Origin of the sequence: Alteromonas gilva (assembly GCF_028595265.1) — a bacterium.
GTDB lineage: Bacteria > Pseudomonadota > Gammaproteobacteria > Enterobacterales > Alteromonadaceae > Alteromonas > Alteromonas gilva.
In genome coordinates this window covers 691,783-713,454 of the sequence record NZ_JAQQXP010000001.1, presented here as the reverse complement: position 1 = coordinate 713,454, position 21,672 = coordinate 691,783, and the positions used below count along the sequence as shown (strand labels likewise).

Genomic DNA, 21,672 nt, shown 5'->3' with positions numbered 1-21,672 from the left:
CAGTGTTTACGCGGCGTATAGCGCTTGATCGTTGCAATTTTGTACGCGACGTGGATAATGCCGCTGCAATCAACAGGTGACAGGTTACCATGCGACAATTTAAATCTCAGGCCGAAGCAGAAGCGGCCGGTGTCTATATCAGTAAAATAAAAAGTTTTGTAAAGCGTGAGGGCCGTTTAACCAAGGCTCAGCAGCGGGCCCTGGACGACTATTGGCCAACCAGAGGCATTGATTACCAGGCGTCTGAGCTCGATTTTAACGACGTGTTCAACCGCAGTGCGCCGGTAGTGCTGGAAATTGGCTTTGGTATGGGTAAGTCGCTGGTCACCATGGCTCACGAAGCGCCTGAGCTGAATTTTATTGGTATCGAAGTACACCGTCCTGGCGTGGGTGCCTGCCTGGCCGATGCAGCCGAGCTGAATGTCGAGAATATCCGGCTCATGGAGCACGACGCCGTTGAGGTGCTCAACAACATGATCCCTGATGCCAGCCTGCACAGATTACAGTTGTTCTTTCCTGATCCATGGCATAAAAAGCGCCACCACAAACGCCGTATAGTGCAACCTGAGTTCGTTGAACTGGTGCGCAAAAAGCTGGCAATTGGTGGCACCTTTCATATGGCCACCGATTGGCAGCCTTATGCTGAACATATGGCTGAAGTCATGAATAGCGCAGCGGGTTTTAGCAATACCGCGGCCGAAGGAAACTACGTGAGTCGCCCGGATTACCGGCCGATCACCAAATTCGAGGTGCGCGGTCAAAAACTGGGGCACGGTGTATGGGATCTTATTTTCGAGCGTAAGCAATGAGTTTGTCGCCGCAAAGTCAGTTAATAAAACGCAATATCGACCAGTTTGAGCACGGCAACTGGTTAATCATCAACCCTGATGATGCCGCGTTGTTTAGCCTGCTGGCCGACGTTAAGCTCACCGTGTTACATCAGTATTTTGATGTCTTCAGTCAGTCCGGCAATACTCAGTCGGCTGTCACCTTTGATAGTCGCGATATCGTTGCTGACAGCGCTAATCTTCGCGTTGAACGGGTAGCCGATTTACACACTCATGTATTTGCCCCTTTCATTAGCGCGGTGGACGCCAGCGATGTGCTGATTTTTATGCCTAAAGCCAAAGCCCATCTAACCATGCTGCTGAATATGGCTGCAGCCCTTTGTGGTAATGGCGGGCGAGTGCATGTTGTGGGAGAAAACAAAGGCGGTATTAAAAGTGCCGGCAAAATACTCACGCCGTTGGGCGATGTCAGTAAACTCGATTCCGCGCGCCATTGCAGTTGGTTAACCTGTGATATTAGCTCCGCACCCGCTGGGTTTGACATCCATGACTGGTCAGCCGTTGATACTTATACACACAACAATCATGAATGGCAGGTATGCTCACTGCCTGGCGTCTTCAGCCATCGCGAGCTGGATCAGGGCACGGCAATGTTGCTCAGTAAACTGCCTGCTATCCTGTCGGGTAAAGTGTTGGATTTTGCCTGTGGCGCGGGCGTCATCGCCAGTTATTTGCAAACCTTGGGGTGTAAAGCCTCCTTTCAACTGCTCGATGTCAGCGCACTGGCCCTATGGAGCAGTGCCCAGACACTGGCTTTAAACCATTGTCAGGGCATTATTATTGGCGCCGACACCCTGCAGGGTATCGACGGCCGCTACAGCGCAATTGTTACGAACCCGCCCTTTCATACCGGCGTAAAAACGGATTATCGCGTTACCCGTGAATTTATTAACACGGCCAAACAACACTTGCTTTCCAAGGGTAAACTGTTTGTTGTGGCAAACCGGTTTTTACCCTATGCCGAATTGCTTGAAGAGCAATTCGCTCAACCGTCAATGCTGGCTCAGGATAATCGCTTCGCCGTATATTTTGTGCAAAGTTAACGTTCCAAAAACTGTCTTATGTGGTAATTTGATAACAGCGATGAGCAGGATTTACCATGTAGGAGAACAGTGTGAACATCGTCTTTGCTATTTCAGAAGTTGAAGATTTGGTAAAAACCGGCGGCTTGGCAGATGTCGGCAAAGCATTGCCCTTGGCACTTAAAGGCATGGCGCACGACGTTTGTATCTTTATGCCTTACTACCGCGCTATTGCAGAACAATTTTCACTATCTGAGTCATGCACAAGTCAAACGGTGTTCGCCCAAAGCAAAGTTTATCACTACACTGTCCGCCAACTGGACTGGCACGGCATAACGATATACTTCATTGATTATCCTGAATATTTTGATCGTGACGGGCTTTACAACAACGCCTACGAAGGCTATCGGGATAATGGCGAGCGATTCAGCTTTTTTTGTGCCGCCATTCTCAATGCGCTACAGGCGCTGAGTATTCAACCAGATGTCATTCATTGTCATGATTGGCATACTGCCATGTTGCCTTATTTAATGCGCAACGATAATACCGGTTACTTTGCTGACACCAGAACTGTATTTACCATTCACAACGCCGCCTTTCAGGGCGTTCATCGTATTGACGAGATCCCGCTGTTACACCATCACCCGGCCATTAGCAGTCAGGTTCATGGCGGTTATATAAACTTATTACAGTCGGCTATAGAGTGTGCCGACAAAGTTACCACCGTGAGCCCAAACTATGCAGAGGAGTTGCTCACCGATCTGGGCAGCCACGGTTTACACGAACGCCTCATGCAGCGACAACGCGATTTATCGGGCATATTGAATGGTTGCGACTACAGCCAGTGGGACCCGATGACCGACAAGTACATTCCGGCCCATTTCAACAGCGACGATATCAGCGGCAAAGCTGACTGCAAACATCAGCTACAGGGTCAGTCCGGGCTCCCTCAGGCACCCGACATCCCGGTCTTTGGCATGGTTTGCCGACTAACCGAACAAAAAGGTTTTGGTTATCTCATCCCCATCCTTGACCGGCTGATCAGGCACAAACTGCAATTGGTGATCATTGGTACCGGCGATCCCAGCGTGTGTCAGGACTTGGGTGAATTTGCGGAACAACATCCACAACAGTTCTCATTTATTAATGGCTTTAGTACCGAACACGCCCATCTTATCGAAGCCGGTGCTGATTTCTTTCTTATGCCTTCCCAGTTTGAACCCTGTGGACTCAATCAAATGTACAGTTTAGCCTACGGAACCGTGCCAATTGTGCGAGCAGTGGGAGGCTTAAAAGACACCGTCATCGATCCTGAGGACAATCCAGTGGATGCCACGGGTTTTGTGTTTCATCAGCCTAGTCCGGAAGCATTGCTAAATTGCATTCGTCGCGCGTTACTCGCCTACTATGAATGTCCTGCTTCATTTCGCGCCATGCAGCAACGTGGCATGCAAACGCGATTTACCTGGCAAGCATCAGCTCAGCAATATTTAGCGCTTTATCAAAGCTTACAACAGCCCCAATAAAGCCCCTACGCGGGAAAACGCATTACAAGCTTGATTTGAGCTTTCTTTTTGCAGTTTTGTCGCTTTTGAGCCACTATTAACTTACGCATTTATTTGGGTTTTCCTTACGCAATGTCGCTGTCTCCAGCCAGATTCTCAATAAAAAACACCCTTTTATGGCTAGTCATTACTGTCGCTGCCGGTGCGATACTCGTTGCCACGCTCATCACCAATTATCTTCAACACGAAGAAGTGAAACGGCAATTATTAAGTGAAGTCCATTCTCTGGCGTCGATGCTGGCATCAACATCACAGCCCGTCTTGCTCACTGACGCTAGTGATTTTGAAGCCAAGGTGCTACAAAATGAACACCTGGCGCAAATTCTCAGTGGATTAGAAAGCTTCCCTACCGTGCTCAATGCCCATATCTACAGCGCCAGACAATCCGGCACACCAGAATTACGTGCGCCTTACACTAATTCAGCGGCAACGCCTGTATCCAGTAAGATCAATGAAATGGCGCGTTACTTTACCGCCAGAATCAACGAAAAAGAGAATGTCGTTGAAATTATACGGCCTATTAATCAAAACGATACAACACTCGGGTATGTTTACCTCAGAGTTTCAGCAGCGTCTTATCTGGACTTTGTCGCAAATATCCTGATGTTGCAAGGCGCCACATTCATCCTCATATTGTTGATCGCGATTATGGTCGCTTTTAAATACAGTCAGATGCTCATTAGCCCCATTCAGGGCATTGTTATTCTGCTACAAAAAGTAGGCCGAACCCGTGACTATTCAATTCGTTTTACGCAAAGCCATATCCGCGAATACAACCTCATGTTGGATGCGATCAATCTGTTGCTATCGAGAGTTGAAGAGTACGTAGAAAAACAACAACTTGCGGAGCGCCAACACCGTGAGCTCAACAGCCGGTTAGAAGAGGAAGTGAGTCAGCGAACGGTCGCGCTTAAATCCGCTAACTCAGAGCTGATTAGTACCCTGGAAAAGCTCCACCAATTTCAGCATCAAATTGTTGAAAACGAAAAAATGGCATCGCTGGGAGACATGGTGGCCGGCGTTGCACATGAGGTCAATACTCCTATCGGTTTAGGTATTACTGCGTCAACGATGATGCTCGACAGGCTGGCAGTCATCGATCAGCAATTCAAAGACAAGACGCTAAAGGCCAGCAGCATGCAAAAGTTCATTAGCGAAAGCCGCGAAAACCTTAATATTATTTACCGAAACCTGGACCGCGCTGCACAATTGATCTCGAGCTTTAAACAGGTTGCGGTCGATCAATCGAGCGAGGAACCCCGTGATATCAATGTACAGCAGTTGATCGATGAAACCTTAATGTCTTTGCAGCCAAGGCTGAAGAAAGTAAACCATGTCATAAATATTGATTGCGCCCCCACTCTCAACGTTACCTGTAAAGCCGGACCACTTAATCAGATATTAATCAATTTAGTCATGAATTCACTGATCCATGCCTTTGAAAATATTGAAGTTGGCCATATAGACATAACAGTGAGGTTGACGGATGAGCAAAAACTGAAAATAATTTACAGTGATGATGGCAGCGGCATCCCAAATAATATAAAAAACCGGATTTTTGATCCCTTTGTTACAACAAAACGTGGGCAAGGTGGTTCCGGGTTGGGTATGCACCTGGTATTTAACTTGGTAACCCAAGCACTTAATGGCAATATAACGCTCAAGAGCGAAAAAGGTAACGGTGTTGAATTTACCGTGATAATTCCAGTGGGCTTAAAAAAACAATAAGGTTTTGCCGCCCTTTTCTTGTAAAAAACCGGTCATTAGTAATATTTTTACGGAAATGGCTATTTATTTACAAGATAAAAAGATCGATATCAATAAAATCTGATAAACTTTGTACAGAGTACTAATATTTGTAAATAGAGTGTGAACATGCAAACGCCCAATATATTAATTGTAGAAGATGAAGTGGTCACCCGAACCACACTAAAGAGTTTGTTTGAAGCCGAAGGGTATAACGTTTTCGAAGCTGAAAACGGCGAACAAATGCATGATTTCTTTGAAAACCACACCATTAATCTGGTTATCATGGATATTAACCTGCCGGGTAAAAATGGCCTGATCCTGGCCCGCGAGGTTCGCGACCGCAAGAACATTGGTTTAATATTCCTGACTGGCCGCGATAACGACGTTGATCGTATTCTGGGACTGGAAATTGGTGCAGATGATTATCTGACTAAACCATTCAACCCTCGTGAACTGACCATTCGTGCGCGTAACTTGCTAAGCCGCACGACCAGCAGCAGTGAAGATGATGATCTGCCAAGCCGTGTAAGCTTTAATGGCTGGACGCTGGATGGTGACAGTCGTTCGCTGATTGCGCCAAGTGGCAATGAATTTCGTTTGCCGCGCAGTGAGTTCCGGGCATTACACCTGTTTTTGAGCAATCCGGGAAAAATACTTACCCGCGAACAGCTGATTATGGAAATGACCGGCCGCGAACTTCGCCCGAATGACCGTACTGTTGATGTCACCATCAGACGTATACGCAAACATTTCGAATCAGAGCCTAACGATGAAGAATTGATTGTCACTATCCACGGCGAAGGCTATCGTTTTTGCGGTTCAGTAGACAGCTAATCGTTTAGCTACTTCTAGCTACGCCTACGCTCTTTTACATTCGCACATTGCCAGCACCGACAAACGGGGCTGGCATTTGTGTTTTACTCCCCGCATACAGCGTTCTGGTTTTAACAAGCAGCTATAAATTGGCGCGTTCAGCGAGCCTGGCGTTTAATGCCATCGCTTGATTCTGGTAAGAATAGTGTACCTGTGTCTGGAGCAACTGGCGGATGATTTCAAAGGCTTCATCATAGAGTTCGAGCTCCGCCAGCGTGTAAGCAATGAAATACTGCGTGTCGGGATTATCGCCGTACAGGGTGTAAGCTTCGCGAAGTCGTTTGAGCCCCTCTTCTAACGCCCCTTGTTGTACCAAAGACCATCCCTCCAGGGCCATTATTTGTGGGTCGTCCTTATCGAGTTTCAACGCTGTGGCCACTAATTCCTGGGCTTTAACCGTATCGAAATGGAAGTAGGTCTGCGCTAATCTGCGTGCCAGTGCTGCTTTACCCTGATCTTTCTCAACACTATCTACCAACACCTGATAATGCTCGGCTGCCGCTTCAAATTGCCCTCGATAATAGTAATACTGACCGAGCAGTTTACGGCTGAAATTGCCGTCAGGGTGGTTGGCAACATGCTCTTTAAGGGCAGTCTCAAAGGCCTCAACACCTACATTATAACGGGTTAACGTATAAAGTTTGGCAAAGGCTAAATCAAAAGACGGGTTGAGAGTAAGCACTTGATGATAATGCGCTGCCGCTAACTCTAGTTGCCCTTTTTGTTCGGCCAGACGCCCCTGTAAAATCCAGTATTCTGGTACATCGCTGAATTTAGCCTGTGATGCGTCGAGTAAGCTTTCAGCGTTATCGGTCTGCTCCAGATTTAAATACAGCTCTGCCAATTTAACCAGCGGCAAGGGATCTTCCGGGGCAACCTCTATTGCAGTTTTCAGAGACCTGACTGTTAGTTTTTCATTGCCTGCCTGCAAGCTAACATTCGCAATACTTAAGATTTGCGCTTTATCTTCATCGGCCAGCGATAGCGCTTTATAAAGATCCACCGATGCCCTTGCGGGCTGTTTATCGATCACGTAAAGCTGTGCACGTCGAATCAAATTGTTACCGACATCAACGTCAAGCTCAATTAGGCGGCTAACTAAGTCAATCACTCTGCGTTGCTGGTCTTCCCGCTGATAAATCGTGATCAGGCTTTCAATGACGCTTCGCTGTGAATTGTCCAGACTGTACAGTGCTTCGTACTCAGTCTTCGCCTCGGCAAATTTACCTGCCGAGAGGAGCATGCCGGCATACAGTTGCTTGATTGACAACTTAGACGGGTATTGTGCAATCAAACTCACCACTTCGCCCAGCGCTTCGTTTACCTCTCCCTTTTCATACTGAAGCCATGCGAGGTTAAGCCGGGCTGTTAGCAGGCTTTCATCTAAGGACAGCGCCTTACTCAAGGCCGTGTAGGCCTCTTCCTGCTGTTTAAGCATTAAATGCAAGGCACCTTTGAAGTTATACCAGGCAGCCTCGTTCTGAGCTTTATCGAGCATGTGATTAACAATGTCCAACGCTTTCTTGGATTCACCGATCCGCGTTAACATTACCGCATATACGCGGGCTACTTCTTCAGAATCGGGATAACGTGTGTACAGCGCATCGAGCTTGTCCATAGCACCCGGTAATCCTCTTTTAAAGAGGATTTTTATTTCTAATAGATGGACATCCAGGCGGTCAGGGTAACGCTCGGCGTATTTTGTCCAGCTCGGCAGGGCTTTAAACACGGTTCCCTGCTCGATGAACAGTTCAATCAGCATCGCCATCAATTCTGGCGCGCCATCGAGCAACATTTCCTGCTCGCTTTCAAGGATCTTTATGGCCTCTGCCGGCTTTTCCAGTGCCACATAGGTTCGGGCAAGCATAATCAGGGACTGCGGCAGGTAAGCACGTTGGGTGTGCAATAATAAAAAGTTTTTCAGCGCCTGCTCATAGCGCCCTTCCTGATAAGCAATCAATCCCTGAAGATAATACAACTCCTTGTTATCGGCTTTAGACTCGCGGCTGAACTGATCAATACGCACCTTTAATTCACTCAGCATGGCCGCGTATTTTTCGTTATAAGAGAGGCTATTGCTGACTAACATAGCAAACGGATCGTCAGGCGACTGACCAATGATCATCTTAAGCGTTGCGGTTGCCTGTTCGCGCTGATCATTGGCCAGATAAACATCCACCAGCATACGTAGTACTCTGGGGTTTTCGGGCTCCATCTTAAATGCTTTATTCACGTAATCGAGTGCATCATCATGCTGTTGCCGACTCAGCGCCAAACGGCTATATGCCAGCCACACCCGCACGTCATTGGCATCAATCGCCGCGGCACTATCGAGTTGTTTGCTTGCTTCCTGCCAGTTTTTATCGCGTATTGCTAAGCCCGCGAAGCCTAATGGCACGGTGATATCGGTGGTGAGGGCAGCTAATTTGGCATAGCTTGAGCGTGCACAGGTATGTTCATTTTGTTTGAGGCAGGCAATGGCTCGGGCCTTCAGCCACTCAATACGCACGGATGCGTCAAACTCTTCATAACCATTGTAATCAGTGAGTATTTTATAATTGCGGCTGGCTAAAAGAGAGCGCGACCAGGGAATGGCGAAGAGCTCGGCGTCTGCCCCTTCGGACAAGGCTTGCGAAAAGGTTAAAACGGCCAAATCGTGACGCGAATACTCACTTTGAATTTTACCTAACAAGGTCAGGGCAGGCAGATAATCAGGCAACGCCTGGCGACAACGCTGCAAATATATCAGCGCTTCATTTACTTTCTTATCGAGGTAGGCTAACTCTGCTTTTTCGCACTCTATCACGCCTGCAGGCTTTTCTTCGTCTTGCGCAGTCGCGACCGGCGATACCAGGGCAGTAGCTAAAAATAAAACCCAAAAAATAACATTAAGCAGCAACATATTACCCGCTAAGCACAACAATACTGCTGGTATTATTACATTTTATAGCCACCAATTAAGTACCGGTTGGCAAATAATTGCGCTAGTTACGCGCGCTGTTCAGTTTATATTGCCTGAACAGCAGCCAAAAACCACCGGCAAAGATAAGCCAGGTAGAGGGTTCCGGTACGGGAATTTCTTCGTCTTTAGGGCCGGCTGTATTCGGTTCAAAGGTAAATAGTTTATTGTGGATCTCAACGCCGCCGGTATAAGACAGTGCAGCAATACCACCATCCAGGCTACCCGTGTAACTGGAAATATCCGCGTAGGGAGCCAGCACTGAACCATTCCAGCCGTCACCGTTAAAACTCAACTTGGTGTAATCGTAGAAATTCCACAAAACCAGCGGTGATACGGTATCTTTATTAAAATAGTTGCCCTGCGCTTTAGCATTAATATTTAATTCACCGGTACCGGCAACATTAATAATGATAGGGACGCTGGGCATAAAATTAAATTCCAGGCCGCCATAGCGCAAATCGTCACCGTCGATGTTAAAGACTAACAACTCGTCGGTAGCGTCAGAATCAAATAACTTTTTGTTTTGATCTGAGGTATTAAAGGTCCCGTTTGCTGCCAGATTTTTATAGTAATAACTGTCATCAATAACGCTTTGAAAAATCTCATCAAAACGGGTCTGCAACAGGCTTTGGTCTTCTTTTATAATCTGACCGGTGCTGCTGTTAGTAATGATATTATTGGTATTGGCATTACCGCCATAAACAATGTGACCATTTTGGGCTTTAAGGCTGGGTGCGTTGATATCGCCTACCACAGTCACAGCATCCACATCGGCGTCCAGAGGAATGCGACTTCCTACGTCGGTCGACGAGCCATTGATGTTTCCACCAATCATGATTCGCCCTTCAATATCACTTGACGTACTCAAATCATTTTTTAGAATAAGGTTGTAAGTCCCTACGTTATCTACCGAGCCCCACGCAGCACCCGACAGCACAAAAAGTGCAGAGAAACATAACAACCTGGCTCGCGAAAAATTCAATTCAGGACCTCTGAAAAAAAACACACATTAGTTATCGTAAGACACAGTACGATTTGCAAGTACAAAGTGTAGCTTGCAAACAATGTTCTGCAAGAATCACTCCACATTATAATCTAACTACATATCATATGGTTAGTTTTAAATCTGACAAGAGTGACTGCTGGCTGTAAAATTATTCGACAGCCACGGGTACCAATGCCGGATCAGGCGCCGACGTCACGCGCCGGCAATGGTCATATTTTCCAACAGCACTGCGCCGGTACTGATACTCCCCCGCTCATCGCGCTCTTTACCAATCGCCACTATGTTGGCAAACATATCCTGTAGAGTGCCGGCAATAGTTACTTCATGTACAGGATACTGGATCACGCCATTTTCGACCCAGTAACCCGCAGCTCCCCGCGAATAATCGCCGGTAACTATGCTAACCCCCTGGCCCATCATTTCTGTGACTAGCAGGCCGGTGCCCATGGTTTTTAGCAAATCAGCATCAGAGTGGCCTGAGTCACCGACTATCCAGTTGTGGATGCCACCGGCGTGTCCGGTGCTCACAGCATTAAGCTTGCGGCCCGAATAACTGGTGTACAGATACGTCGCTAACGTGCCGCCATCCACGATGGTCATGTCTTTGGTTGCCACGCCTTCGTTGTCAAAGTTACTGCTGGCTAACGCGCCCTTTAAACGTGGACGTTCAACGATATTCAGCCATTCAGGAAACACCTGACTACCCAGCTTGTCGAGTAAAAATGACGAGCGACGATACAGCGAACCGCCACTGATTGCGCCAACATAGTGGCCAAACAAGCTCGAGGCTAACTGCTTATCAATAAGCACCGGAACCGTCGCCGTTTTAATTTTTTGCGCACCCAGTCTGGCAACTGTCGCCTTTGCAGCCTCAAGTCCAACACTTTGCGCTGAGTCGAGCTTACTGGCATCGCGACTCACCGTGTAAGCATAATCGCGTTGCATGTCGTCGTTTTCGCTGGCAATCACCATACAGCTTAAGCTGTAGCGGCTACTGGTATAGCCAGCATTAATGCCGTGGGTATTGCCGTAAACACGCATGCCAATATTGGCATTATAGCTGGCGCCATCTGAATTGGTAATTCGCGGGTCATAGTCGAGCGCTGCGGATTCTGTTGCTATAGCGGTTTCAATGGCCTTTTGCGGATCCAGTGGGATAGGATGATAGAGATCCAAATCGGGGAACTCGGTAGCGATAAGTTCAGCATCAGCCAGCCCGGTACAGGGATCTTCGCTGGTATAGCGTGCAATATCAACGGCCTTTTCTACCGCTAGCGCCAGCGCTTCGCGACTCAGATCCGCTGTTGATGCACTGCCTTTGTGTTTCCCCACATACACGCTGATCCCCAGGCCGCCGTCATTGGTAAATTCAATGTTCTCAACCTCGCGTAGTCGTGACGACACCGCAATGCCTTCTACTTTAGACATGCTCGCTTCGGCCTGAGTGGCGCCTTTTTGTAGGGCCAATTTTAATGTATCGGCAACCTTCGATTGTATTTCTGCTAGCTGTTGTTCAATCTGCATAGAAGTTTCGCTATAAATGTCCGTTGTTCATGGCTACAATTGACGCATTATCAGAGTTTCACGAGAGTCCTATGAACGACCCAAGTCAGAATGATGACGCCAACTGGGATAATAACGACAGCTATCCCGACCAAGACGAATTCGTTAGTAAATCTGAGCTAAAACGCCAATCTGCCTTATGTCAGAAAATTGGAGAGCAACTCGTTAATTTGTCTGATGCGCACCTGAAAACCATCCCGCTGGATGATGAACTGGCAGGTGCAATCGCGCTGGCCAACAAGATAAACCGCAAAAAAGATGGCTTTCGCCGTCAGCTACAATTTATCGGCAAATTAATGCGTAACCGTGATTTAGCGCCTATTGAAGCAGGCCTCGCCAAACTTCAAAATCAACATCAGGCGCAAAATGCCCGCTTTCATCAGCTCGAAAAAACTCGCGATGCTATCGCGGATAAAGGCGACACCGCCATTCAACAGGCCCTCGACGCGTATCCAACACTGGAACGTCAAAAGCTACGTCAGTATCACCGTGCGATAAACAAAGAGCGGGCTAAAAACGCTCCGCCAAAAGCCTATCGCGAGTTATTTCAGTATTTAAAAGAACATACAACGGACCAGGATTAACTGGTTCCGCCAACGGTCAGTTCATCAATCTTAAGCGTGGGCTGACCAACACCAACCGGCACACTTTGACCATCTTTGCCGCACACGCCAACGCCTCTGTCGAGTGCAACGTCATTGCCGATCATAGAAATCTTCTGCATGACTTCAGGACCATTACCAATCAGGGTTGCGCCCTTCACCGGTGCGGTAATTTTACCGTTTTCAATCAGGTAAGCCTCAGCACTTGAGAACACAAACTTACCGGAGGTAATGTCTACCTGACCGCCAGCAAAGTTAGGCGCATAAATGCCTTTGTCGATAGAGGCAATGATTTCTTCCTGACTGTACTGACCTTCCAGCATAAAGGTATTCGTCATGCGCGGCATCGGCAGGTGAGCATACGACTCGCGACGGCCATTACCGGTGGGTTTTACGCCCATCAAACGGGCATTCATTTTATCCTGCATTAAGCCGGTTAAAATGCCGTCCTCAATGAGCACATTGTGCGCTGTGGGCGTTCCTTCATCATCAACGGTTAATGAGCCGCGGCGATTATCCAGAGTGCCATCGTCTACGACGGTTACTCCTTTCGATGCGACCCGCTGGCCCATGCGGCCAGAAAACGTAGACGCGCCTTTGCGGTTAAAATCGCCTTCCAGGCCATGTCCTACCGCTTCGTGCAACAATACGCCGGGCCAGCCGTTACCCAGTACAACCGGCATTAATCCAGCTGGCGAAGCAATGGCCTGCATATTGATACGAGCCATGTGCAGTGCATCATCGGCCAGTTGTTCATACAGAGGTTTACCATCTGACTGTTGTTCGAAAAAGGCGTAGGTATGACGGCCGCCGGCTCCCGCGCTGCCGCGTTCACGGCGGTCACCATTTTCCAGCAATACCGAGCAGTTTAAGCGCACCAGCGGGCGAATATCAGTGGCCAGCGTGCCATCACTACCGGCGATAAGCACTTCTTCGTACACACCGGTCAATGACACCACAATCTGGTTAATACTGCCGTCTTGCTTGCGTATGTAGGCATCCACCGCTTTTAGCAAGGCTATCTTTTCAGCTTCGGCCATGGCCAGAATGGGATTATCCGACGCATAGCGCGCGACGGGGGTGACATCGCTTAAGGCTGCGACCTTTACCTCGCCGCCCGATGGCGCAATGCTGCGGGCGGCTTTACACGCTTTGGTAATAGCGTCGAGACTGATTTCATCTGAGTAGGCAAAACCGGTTTTTTCGCCGCTAATAGCGCGGACACCGACGCCTCTTTCCAGATTAAAACTCCCCTCTTTGATGATGCCATCTTCCATTACCCAGCTTTCGTGCTGACTGGATTGAAAATAAAGATCGGCGTAATCTGTTTGATGAGAGTGAATCGAAGCAAGTGCAGCGTCCAGCGATTGCCGGGTTAACCCCGAATCAGCCAGCAAATGAGTTTCAACTTGATTTATCAATGTGACTCCTGAAACGATTATGTTGAGCCAGTGGCATGGCCTGCTGGTATTTTTTGATATCCGCTAACGATACGGTTTGGTGAACGAGCCCAGGCGCAGACGGCCGCTCGGCCAATAAATCACCCCAGGGCGAATAAATCAGGCTGTGGCCATAGGTTTCCCGGCCGTTCTCATGCGTACCGGTTTGACCCGCAGCGACCACATAGCACTGCTTTTCAATTGCTCTGGCACGCAATAACGTATGCCAGTGGGCAGCCCCGGTGACTTGCGTAAACGCAGCCGGTAAGACTAAAATATCAATCTCGCCCATGGCATTGAACAGCCCCGGAAAGCGCACATCATAGCACACCGCCACACCAATGCGACCAACGTCAGTATCAATGACGACAACGCGTTCACCCGCCTGGGTATACTTAGACTCTTTATACGCTTTGGTGTTATCGGCAATTGCTGCATCAAATAAGTGAATTTTCTGATAACAATCAAGCTCATCGCCGTTGGGGCCGTAAACAAAGCAACTGGCGGTAAACTTGTCGGGGCTGGCGCTTTGGGCGGGCATGGTCCCCGCAACTAAATAGCAACGATACCGGGCGGCCATGGCAGATAAGCGCTCTTGTATTGCGCCCTGCCCCGGTTGTTCCGCGATCGTGAGTAAGAATCCGTCACGTGTACCAAAGCAAACAAAACACTCAGGTAACACCACCACCGAGTTGGCGGGCAGATCCGCGCTGGCCAATTGTGTCTCTACAAACTCAAGGTTGGTGTCGACATCCGGTCCGGATGTCATTTGCAAAGCCACTAGATTAACTGTCGGCATTGTCAGGTTCCTCCGGGTTATCAGGTTGCACTGGTACGCCATCAATGACCTCAGGCTGCGTCTCCCTTTGCTGTGCAGGAAGCTCAATTTCGGTGCTATCGCGACCGACCTCTTCAAGTTGCGGGTCATCCAGGGTGCCGGTTATTCGGTAATTCACATTAGAGATGACTTTCGCTGACGTCAACACCTGATCCAGAGCCAATGCTGCCAATGCGGTCGGCGGATTCGCCATAAAGTACACCAAAAATGGCAAATTGCCGGTGACATTAGGCGTAAAACTCACATTGTAGTTCAAGGTTTGCTGCTCAAGGTTGGTGTAGCCGTTAATCACTATTTCACCGGCGCCACCATCAACCACCGTATCAGACGTGCTGGCCACACCGTCAACGATGTCCAGACTGCCTTTTATATCGTCATAAAAGAAACCTTGTGCAAACACATCACGAAAGTCGAGGCTAAGCTTACGAATGAGCGAGTTGAGGCTAAACAATGTAAAAATACGCGAGCCTTTGTCACTCACCTGCGTCAGATAGCCGTCGGTTAACTCGGTGCTAACAGAGCCATTTAGGCTGTCAAAGGTGAAGTTAAATGGCGAGCTATTCCAATCAAGGTTAAATTCGATGTCTGCATGAGAATCCTTAATCCCCGAGTTAACGCCCAATCCGGCTAACATTCCGCCAATATTGTCGCTGTTGATATCACCTTCAAAGTGCGTTCGCGAGCCTGCTTCATCGGTTTTTAACCACGTGCCCGTGGCACGCAGTTCACCAAAATTGTTGGTTGCAGCCAGGCGCGTTAATTGCAGTCCGTGCTGAGCGCGGGTGACTTCAAGATCGACAGCTCCAAAGTCTTTATCGAGAATAACGCAGGAACCACACTGAAAACGAATTGGCGGCAGCGAGTCGGGTTGTAACTGCTCGCCAACCGGCCCCTGCTGGTCATCGTCAGTGTGCCACTGCGTTAAGCGAATAAAGTCGGCATCGACATCAATGCCGCGCTCTAACCAGTCTTCAAAAAGCTTAACCTGCGCGGTGGCCTGAGAAGAAACCACGTTTAATAACCAGTTACTATTTTGCTGCCGGGCCGAAAGCGTGACATCGGTCAGGGTTTGCCCGGCGATAACCAGATTGGCCGTTTCGACAAAAATACGTTGCGGTACAGTAAATACCGGTGGTGACTTACGGCTATCCTGTACCGTGGTGGTTGGCAGGTCATTAACCAATAAAGCTATTGCCTGATACCACTGAGACAGATCCACCTGCTCCAGGGCAGCAGATATATTAAAGCCGGTGCCCAGGCCCACAACACCACTGTTACCCAATGCCAGGTGCGCACGCGAAAATTGTTTTTCAGCATGGGGCAATACGCCGGTAAACTGAACTTCTGAGCCGATATTAAGGTTAATACCCGAGGTGTCCGTATTGCCTTTGACGCGTACCTCAAGCTCCCTGGGTTGCTCGCTGCTTTTGGTAAAAGGCGCTGGTAGGGTTGACGCTACGCCAAGTAAATCACTGGTCATACTGGCCGTATATTCAAAGCCGTCTGCGCCCAGGGTCACTGAAATATCGCTTTGCCAGCTTGCCGCGCCTGCCAGGTATTTACCGTAAGAGGGCAGCAACTGCGCTATCAGCGGTTGTACCCGCCAGTTTGCGTCCACGGCCATGTCGAGCAAATAGTCACTGTCCTGCTGCACTCCGGAGAGGTTTACCGTAACCGGCTGCTCAAACAAGCTGGCCGATAACGCATCAATAGTAATTGCCGCATTGGTAAACGCAACCTCGCCGGTAACATCGGCAAAGGTTAAGTCGAGACTGCTAATATTGACCGTATTGCCCGGCAATGCAGCCACCCCTGAAGCCTGCACATTGCTGCCGTTAAGCGGAATTTCCAGTTTTATATCACTGGTGAGTGGTCCACTCACCTTAACATCCTCAGAAAGCACTTTCCCTAACGAGTTTTGTAAACTCGATTGCAGCATCAGACTGGCTAACTGTTTACCTGTCCCGGCGCCCTTTGCGTCAATAGTCAGTACCGACGAACCTGCCAACCGGGGAATAACGGCGCGAAGATCCGACAAGGCAATGCCGTGCAGGGTAGACGCCTCGCTGGTCATTATCAGCGCTTCGTTTTCAAACAGCAGCCGCATGTCCAGTTCCGACAGTGCTGGCCACTCCCGCGCAAACGTAAATTCGGCATCGCTGACCTCTACCGCGGCCTGAAAGATCCCTTGTCCATCGGCGAATGGAAACTGCCCGGGGTTGCCATACCACAATATACTGGCCCGCTCTACCTGCCCGTCACCGCTAAACGCCCGGCGCAAATAGCTGACTGTATTGCTGCCCATATAGTCTTCCGGGAATAGCTCAGGCACCTTTGACAATGGCATGCTACCAACATTGAGCGCTGCGATGAATAAGTCACTGCCAAATTCATAACGCATGGATTGGGACAGATTTACCAGCGCACTGCTGAGCTGCAAATCGTCGACTTCCAACACCCAGTCTCCCGGAGCAGTCGCATAGATATAGGCTTTGCCGTGCATGGCATCCAGCGTTAAATCATTTGGCAGCAGACCGTCTATAGCCAGTTCAACCCCGCTGCCATCAAGCTCCAGTACGCCCTGGTTTTGGTACCAGTAAAAATCACCATCGAGTGAATTCACACCTGGCAAATGACCACTTTGTTGCCACTGCATATCGAAGACTTTAGCCGCCACGGAAAGTTGCTTTTGCTGCCACTGCAATTGCAAAGTGGCCAGCTCAGCGCTTGGACTTAAGGTTTTTAATAGTTTATCGCCACCGGTAAATATGGGGGTCATGGCCAGTATTGGGGACAGGGTAAGTGGCTTAACGGTATTCACAATAACGTTGCCATTGTGATCAAGTTGGCCAACTAAATCGGTAATAAGGGTATTGTTATCTGCCTGCAGAGTAAGCTGATCGACCCGTAATGACCAACCCGACGCAGTAGGTAAAGCCTGAATACTGCCGCCACGAATTTGGGTCTCTAAAATATGGTCTTCTTCGGGAAGTTGCCATGCTATATCACTGTCGGCAAATTCAATCTGAATAGCACTGACTTCGCTACTGTCTAGCTGGGCCCAGAATTCAAAATTGCCGCGGCTATGCTTAACCGGAGAATTCGTTGGCAGCCACGCACTGACCCAGGGAGAAATATCCAGCGCTTCGCCTTTGGCGTATAAGGTGCCGGACAAATCTGTTTTTTTACCATAGAGATCCAGTACAAAAGAGGCTGAGTTATTAGTGAGATCCTGCACCCGGATTTCTCCGCGTCCCTGGTGTCGCTCGTCTTTGTTTACCCAGAATAGCTGGGACAACTCAATTACCTGCTCTTCCTCCGGTGTCACCAGGGTAACTTCACCATTACGCAGTGAGAAGCTCTGCAACTGATCCAAAAACAGACTGCGCAGCGCCTCAACGATAGGAAACTCGCCCTCGCCGCTTTTTTCTATGCGTTGCGTATCGATTTGTGCATGCAGACCGACTAAATCGAAACGTTTGGAGGATAACTCTCGTTGTTGAATTGACTGCCAGAAATCAACTTCGACGTAGACCTGCTCAAGGCGCAGTTCCACCGGCGACAAATCGCCCTGCAAAAACTTAACGCCATTTAACACGATGCTCGGACCGGTGCCCTGCCAGGCGGCAGACAGGCTGTCTATGGTAAGCTGAATGCCGTACTGATCGCTCAGGTAGTCTTCCAGCAGCTGTTTCTCTTCATCGAGATAGGGCAGCGTATAGCGTAATGCGCTGACTAAAACCGCAAACATAACCAGCACAATGGCAAATATCAGCCAAAGTTTTTTAACAATATAAGTGGCGATAATCAGGGGGCGGTTCACATCATTACCACATCGTATTTGTCCTGGTTGTACAAGGTTTCTGTTTGTACTTTTATTTGTTTAGAAACGAAGACTTCCAATTCGGCCAGCATGTGTGACTCTTCACCTAACAGGTAGTCAACCACAATTGGCGCGGCGTAAACAACAAACATATCCGCATCGTAGGCGCGGTTCACCCGCACGATTTCGCGCATGATTTCAAAGCAAATGGTTTCGATAGTCTTAACGGACCCACGACCTTTGCAGACCGGACAGTCGCTGCACAGAATATGTTCCAGACTCTCGCGGGTACGTTTACGGGTCATTTCAACTAACCCCAGCGACGTAAAGCCATGAATATTAATTTTAGCCCGGTCTTTGGCGGTTGCCGCCTCAAGACTACTCAACACCCGACGCTTATGATCGGCGTTGGTCATATCGATAAAATCAATCAGGATCATGCCGCCTAAGTTACGCAGACGTAACTGACGGGCAATGGCCAGTGTGGCTTCGATATTGGTATTAAAAATGGTTTCTTCGAGATTACGGTGGCCAACAAAGGCGCCGGTATTGATATCGATGGTGGTCATTGCTTCGGTTTGATCAATGATCAAATAGCCGCCGGATTTTAGATCGACACGGCGCTCCAGGGCCCGCTGCATTTCGTTCTCAACGTCGTTAAGATCAAAAATAGGCCGTTCACCCGGGTAGTACTCAAGCTTACGGTGCATTTCCGGCACGTATTCTTTGGTAAACAGGCTTAGTTCCTGATGCGATAAATTTGAGTCAATGCGGATACGGTCGAGTTCGGTACCCACAAAGTCGCGCAACACCCGGCGCGCCAGGGGTAAATCCTCATACAGCACATGGGATTTTCTCTTCTTGAGGCGCTGCTGTATTTTGCTCCATAAGCGACGTAAAAACGCAGCGTCAGCTTTTAGTTCAGGCTGACTGACGCCTTCTGCGGCCGTGCGCAGAATAAAACCGCCTTCCTCGTCACAGAACTCGGCAACCAGCTCTTTGAGGCGTTCGCGCTCTTTTTCATCTTCGATGCGCTGGGACACACCCACGTGGGTGACGCTCGGCATAAATACCAGATAGCGCGACGGAATGGTAATGTCGGTTGTCAGGCGTGCACCTTTGGTACCGATGGGATCCTTCACCACTTGCACCACAATGTCCTGGCCATCACGCACCAGGTCGCGAATATCATGCTTTTCAATATGGCTGGTTGATACTTCACCCACCACTTCATTGTGAATTACAATATCGGAGGCGTGTAAAAACGCGGCTTTGTCGAGGCCGATGTCAACGAAAGCGGCTTGCATACCGGGCAATACCCGGCTCACTTTACCGCGATAAATATTACCCACCAGACCACGTTTGGTGTGACGTTCAACGTGTACTTCTTGCAGAATACCATTTTCGATCAGCGCCACACGAGACTCCGATGGTGTAACGTTAATCAGTAATTCTGCGCTCATTTAATAACCTCAAACTCTTTCAGCAACTGCACGGTTTCATAAAGCGGCAAACCGACCACCGCACTGTAACTGCCCCCAATAGAGCGAACAAACTGACCCGCAATGCCCTGAATACCATAGGCACCGGCTTTATCTGCCGGCTCACCAGTGGCCCAGTATTGCTCGATATCCTCATCGCTTAATGTGGCAAAGTGAACATCGGTCGCCACACACACCGTTTTTTGGCGGGATGCGTCCTTCACACTAATCGCGGTTAGCACCTGATGCGAACGACCGCTTAAAGAAGACAGCATCTGTCTGGCATGAGCAAAATCCACCGGTTTACCCAGCGCCTCATCATCAAGTACCACTATCGTATCGGAGGCAAGTATTACATTGTTTGTACTTTGCAGCAGTTTAGCCGCCGCCTTCGCCTTGGCACCCGCTAAGCGCATTACCAGTTCAGAGGGCCGCTCGGCTGGTAATGCAGACTCGTCTAAGTCTACCGGTCGCTTAGTAAATTCGACACCAATCTGGGTTAAAAGTTCGGCGCGCCGCGGCGACGCAGAAGCCAGTGTCAGCTCACGCAGTTGATTCATGTAATCCTCAATTGGCGTCTTACTTTACGTAATAGCCAGAACATCCAGGGCCACAAAGCCATCGAGGTGAGCACTGGCCACAACTCTTCAAATCTAAAGGCTACATCTGTGAGTAACCGTAACAACCAATACAATAAGGAGTGATACAGTGCCGAGATAACCCCGATAATAATTGCCTGTTGCCAGACAGAGTAGTTACGCAGGCGCTGGTAATTGGCGGCCAGCACGTATATCGAGACACTCAGGGCAAAGCTGTGCACCCCCATAGCAGTGCCCAACAGCAGATCCAACGCCAGTCCACTGACAAAAGCGACCCCCACATTGGCCCGGTGCGGTAACGCCATCACCCAGTACGACAACACAATCAACACCCAGTCCGGTCGATAAAGGTCAACCTGAACCGGTACCGGAATGATCTGAAAAACCATTGCCACCAGCAGAGAGAGCGCAATAGCGTAGTGACGTACTTTAATCATCCGACTGGTCTTCTTCGCTAGGTTCAGGGTCGGTCGGTGCTGTTTCCGGCCACAATAACAGCAGGTACTTCAACCGGTTTAAGTGCGCCCGGGGAACAACCGTCACCTGCGCAAACGGCCGTGATTCATCACGCAGTACCTGGGTCACCTCAGCAACCGGGTACCCTTCCGGAAACACCTTGCCCAGACCCGATGACACTAACACATCGCCCACCTCCACGTCGGTACTGTGGGACACATGCGTAAGGTAAAGCTCGTCAATAACACCAGCGCCGGTAGCAATAAAGCGACTGTTATTGCGAACTGAGCGGACCGGGATAGAGTGGGTAACATCGCTGATTAACAATACCCGGCTGTTGGTTGTACCCACTTCCATAACCTGCCCGACAATACCCAGTTCATCGAGGACCGCCTGGCCAAGGTAAACGCCATCGATAGCGCCTTTATTAATAACAATCTGCTGACTGTAAGGGGTGTTATCCACCGCCATGAGTTCAGCCACAATCTTTCGCATGTCTTTACGCACCGGCGCGCCAAGAAGCCGACGCAGCTCGTTGTTTTCTTTTTCGAGCACCTCAAAACGCTGCAATTGTTCGTTGAGCATTAAAATGTGATTAGTGAGTTGTTCATTCTCGCTAATTAATGCTTGTTGCGAGGTGAGTCGCTGCGCGCTTACATTTAATAACTGACCAGGCAGGTTTGCCAAATATTGCACCGGACTGACTAAAGAATTGAGAAACACCCGCGTCGTTGAAAACGCATCAATTTTGTAATCTAACACGATCAGCAAGACAGACATTGCTAATGCTAATGTCAAGCGAAAGTTGAGCGAGAGACCACGAGTGAATATTGTATCCATAATGCA

Annotated in this window: 16 protein-coding genes; 6 read left to right on the top strand and 10 right to left on the bottom strand. The window is 49.0% G+C overall.

Going from position 1 to position 21,672, the window contains the following annotated elements; all coding sequences use genetic code 11:
- The first annotated feature begins 89 nt into the window (after positions 1–89).
- From trmB to arcA, 5 genes are all read left to right on the top strand, one after another.
- Positions 90–809, top strand: a complete 720-nt coding sequence (gene trmB / locus OIK42_RS03155; protein WP_273638321.1) for a tRNA (guanosine(46)-N7)-methyltransferase TrmB — start codon at positions 90–92, stop codon at positions 807–809.
- Positions 806–1,891, top strand: a complete 1,086-nt coding sequence (locus OIK42_RS03150; RefSeq protein ID WP_273638319.1) for a methyltransferase — start codon at positions 806–808, stop codon at positions 1,889–1,891. The genes trmB and OIK42_RS03150 overlap by 4 nt, the downstream gene beginning before the upstream one ends.
- A 71-nt stretch (positions 1,892–1,962) precedes the next feature.
- Positions 1,963–3,396 (top strand): glycogen synthase GlgA, encoded by a 1,434-nt coding sequence (gene glgA / locus OIK42_RS03145; protein ID WP_273638317.1) that lies wholly within the window; start codon positions 1,963–1,965, stop codon positions 3,394–3,396.
- Between the two features lie 111 nt (positions 3,397–3,507).
- Positions 3,508–5,163, top strand: a complete 1,656-nt coding sequence (locus OIK42_RS03140; RefSeq protein ID WP_273638315.1) for a sensor histidine kinase — start codon at positions 3,508–3,510, stop codon at positions 5,161–5,163.
- 147 nt (positions 5,164–5,310) lie between these two features.
- Entirely contained in the window at positions 5,311–6,018 is a 708-nt protein-coding gene (gene arcA / locus OIK42_RS03135) for a two-component system response regulator ArcA (protein WP_273638312.1), read from the top strand.
- A gap of 121 nt (positions 6,019–6,139) precedes the next feature.
- On the opposite strand, the gene OIK42_RS03130 is transcribed toward arcA, so the two are convergent.
- The 3 genes from OIK42_RS03130 to pmbA form a co-directional block, all read right to left on the bottom strand.
- Positions 6,140–8,959 carry a tetratricopeptide repeat protein gene (locus OIK42_RS03130; RefSeq protein ID WP_273638310.1) on the bottom strand — a complete coding sequence of 940 codons (2,820 nt, stop codon included), beginning with the start codon at positions 8,957–8,959 and terminating at the stop codon, positions 6,140–6,142.
- 82 nt (positions 8,960–9,041) lie between these two features.
- The gene (locus OIK42_RS03125; RefSeq protein ID WP_273638309.1) at positions 9,042–10,001 is read right to left on the bottom strand and encodes a choice-of-anchor A family protein; all 960 of its coding nucleotides are present in this window, start codon (positions 9,999–10,001) and stop codon (positions 9,042–9,044) included.
- A 216-nt stretch (positions 10,002–10,217) separates the two neighbouring features.
- Entirely contained in the window at positions 10,218–11,549 is a 1,332-nt protein-coding gene (pmbA, locus tag OIK42_RS03120) for a metalloprotease PmbA (RefSeq protein WP_273638307.1), read from the bottom strand.
- Between the two features lie 71 nt (positions 11,550–11,620).
- Between pmbA and yjgA the strand changes: the two genes are divergently transcribed.
- Positions 11,621–12,172: a ribosome biogenesis factor YjgA gene (gene yjgA, locus OIK42_RS03115; protein WP_273641388.1), complete on the top strand. Its 552-nt coding sequence runs from the start codon at positions 11,621–11,623 to the stop codon at positions 12,170–12,172.
- On the opposite strand, the gene tldD is transcribed toward yjgA, so the two are convergent.
- The 7 genes from tldD to mreC are packed head-to-tail and all read right to left on the bottom strand — an operon-like array spanning position 12,169 to position 21,666.
- Positions 12,169–13,611: a metalloprotease TldD gene (gene tldD, locus OIK42_RS03110; protein WP_273638306.1), complete on the bottom strand. Its 1,443-nt coding sequence runs from the start codon at positions 13,609–13,611 to the stop codon at positions 12,169–12,171. The two genes, yjgA and tldD, sit on opposite strands and share 4 nt — an antisense overlap.
- A complete protein-coding gene (locus tag OIK42_RS03105; RefSeq protein WP_273638304.1) occupies positions 13,595–14,428 on the bottom strand; it encodes a carbon-nitrogen hydrolase family protein in 834 nt (277 codons plus the stop codon). The genes tldD and OIK42_RS03105 overlap by 17 nt, the downstream gene beginning before the upstream one ends.
- Positions 14,415–18,290 (bottom strand): YhdP family protein, encoded by a 3,876-nt coding sequence (locus OIK42_RS03100; RefSeq protein ID WP_273638302.1) that lies wholly within the window; start codon positions 18,288–18,290, stop codon positions 14,415–14,417. The genes OIK42_RS03105 and OIK42_RS03100 overlap by 14 nt, the downstream gene beginning before the upstream one ends.
- Positions 18,287–19,753, bottom strand: coding sequence for a ribonuclease G (gene rng, locus OIK42_RS03095; protein WP_273638301.1), 1,467 nt, complete (start codon positions 19,751–19,753; stop codon positions 18,287–18,289). Before rng ends, OIK42_RS03100 begins: the two co-directional genes overlap by 4 nt.
- A complete protein-coding gene (locus tag OIK42_RS03090) occupies positions 19,750–20,331 on the bottom strand; it encodes a Maf family protein (RefSeq protein WP_273638299.1) in 582 nt (193 codons plus the stop codon). The genes rng and OIK42_RS03090 overlap by 4 nt, the downstream gene beginning before the upstream one ends.
- On the bottom strand, positions 20,328–20,807 hold the full coding sequence (mreD, locus tag OIK42_RS03085; RefSeq protein ID WP_374211837.1) for a rod shape-determining protein MreD: 480 nt from the start codon (positions 20,805–20,807) through the stop codon (positions 20,328–20,330). Before mreD ends, OIK42_RS03090 begins: the two co-directional genes overlap by 4 nt.
- The gene (gene mreC / locus OIK42_RS03080) at positions 20,800–21,666 is read right to left on the bottom strand and encodes a rod shape-determining protein MreC (protein WP_273638297.1); all 867 of its coding nucleotides are present in this window, start codon (positions 21,664–21,666) and stop codon (positions 20,800–20,802) included. Before mreC ends, mreD begins: the two co-directional genes overlap by 8 nt.
- Between the last annotated feature and the right edge of the window lie 6 nt (positions 21,667–21,672).

Bases quoted from the DNA above. Each gene is read 5' to 3' on its own strand.
- arcA (WP_273638312.1), top strand. From the start codon at position 5,311: ATGCAAACGCCCAATATATTAATTGTAGAAGATGAAGTGGTCACCCGA.
- OIK42_RS03105 (WP_273638304.1), bottom strand. From the start codon at position 14,428: ATGCCGACAGTTAATCTAGTGGCTTTGCAAATGACATCCGGACCGGAT.
- yjgA (WP_273641388.1), top strand. From the start codon at position 11,621: ATGAACGACCCAAGTCAGAATGATGACGCCAACTGGGATAATAACGAC.
- pmbA (WP_273638307.1), bottom strand. From the start codon at position 11,549: ATGCAGATTGAACAACAGCTAGCAGAAATACAATCGAAGGTTGCCGAT.
- OIK42_RS03090 (WP_273638299.1), bottom strand. From the start codon at position 20,331: ATGAATCAACTGCGTGAGCTGACACTGGCTTCTGCGTCGCCGCGGCGC.
- mreC (WP_273638297.1), bottom strand. From the start codon at position 21,666: ATGGATACAATATTCACTCGTGGTCTCTCGCTCAACTTTCGCTTGACA.
- OIK42_RS03140 (WP_273638315.1), top strand. From the start codon at position 3,508: ATGTCGCTGTCTCCAGCCAGATTCTCAATAAAAAACACCCTTTTATGG.
- OIK42_RS03130 (WP_273638310.1), bottom strand. From the start codon at position 8,959: ATGTTGCTGCTTAATGTTATTTTTTGGGTTTTATTTTTAGCTACTGCC.
- OIK42_RS03150 (WP_273638319.1), top strand. From the start codon at position 806: ATGAGTTTGTCGCCGCAAAGTCAGTTAATAAAACGCAATATCGACCAG.
- trmB (WP_273638321.1), top strand. From the start codon at position 90: ATGCGACAATTTAAATCTCAGGCCGAAGCAGAAGCGGCCGGTGTCTAT.
- mreD (WP_374211837.1), bottom strand. From the start codon at position 20,807: ATGATTAAAGTACGTCACTACGCTATTGCGCTCTCTCTGCTGGTGGCA.
- rng (WP_273638301.1), bottom strand. From the start codon at position 19,753: ATGAGCGCAGAATTACTGATTAACGTTACACCATCGGAGTCTCGTGTG.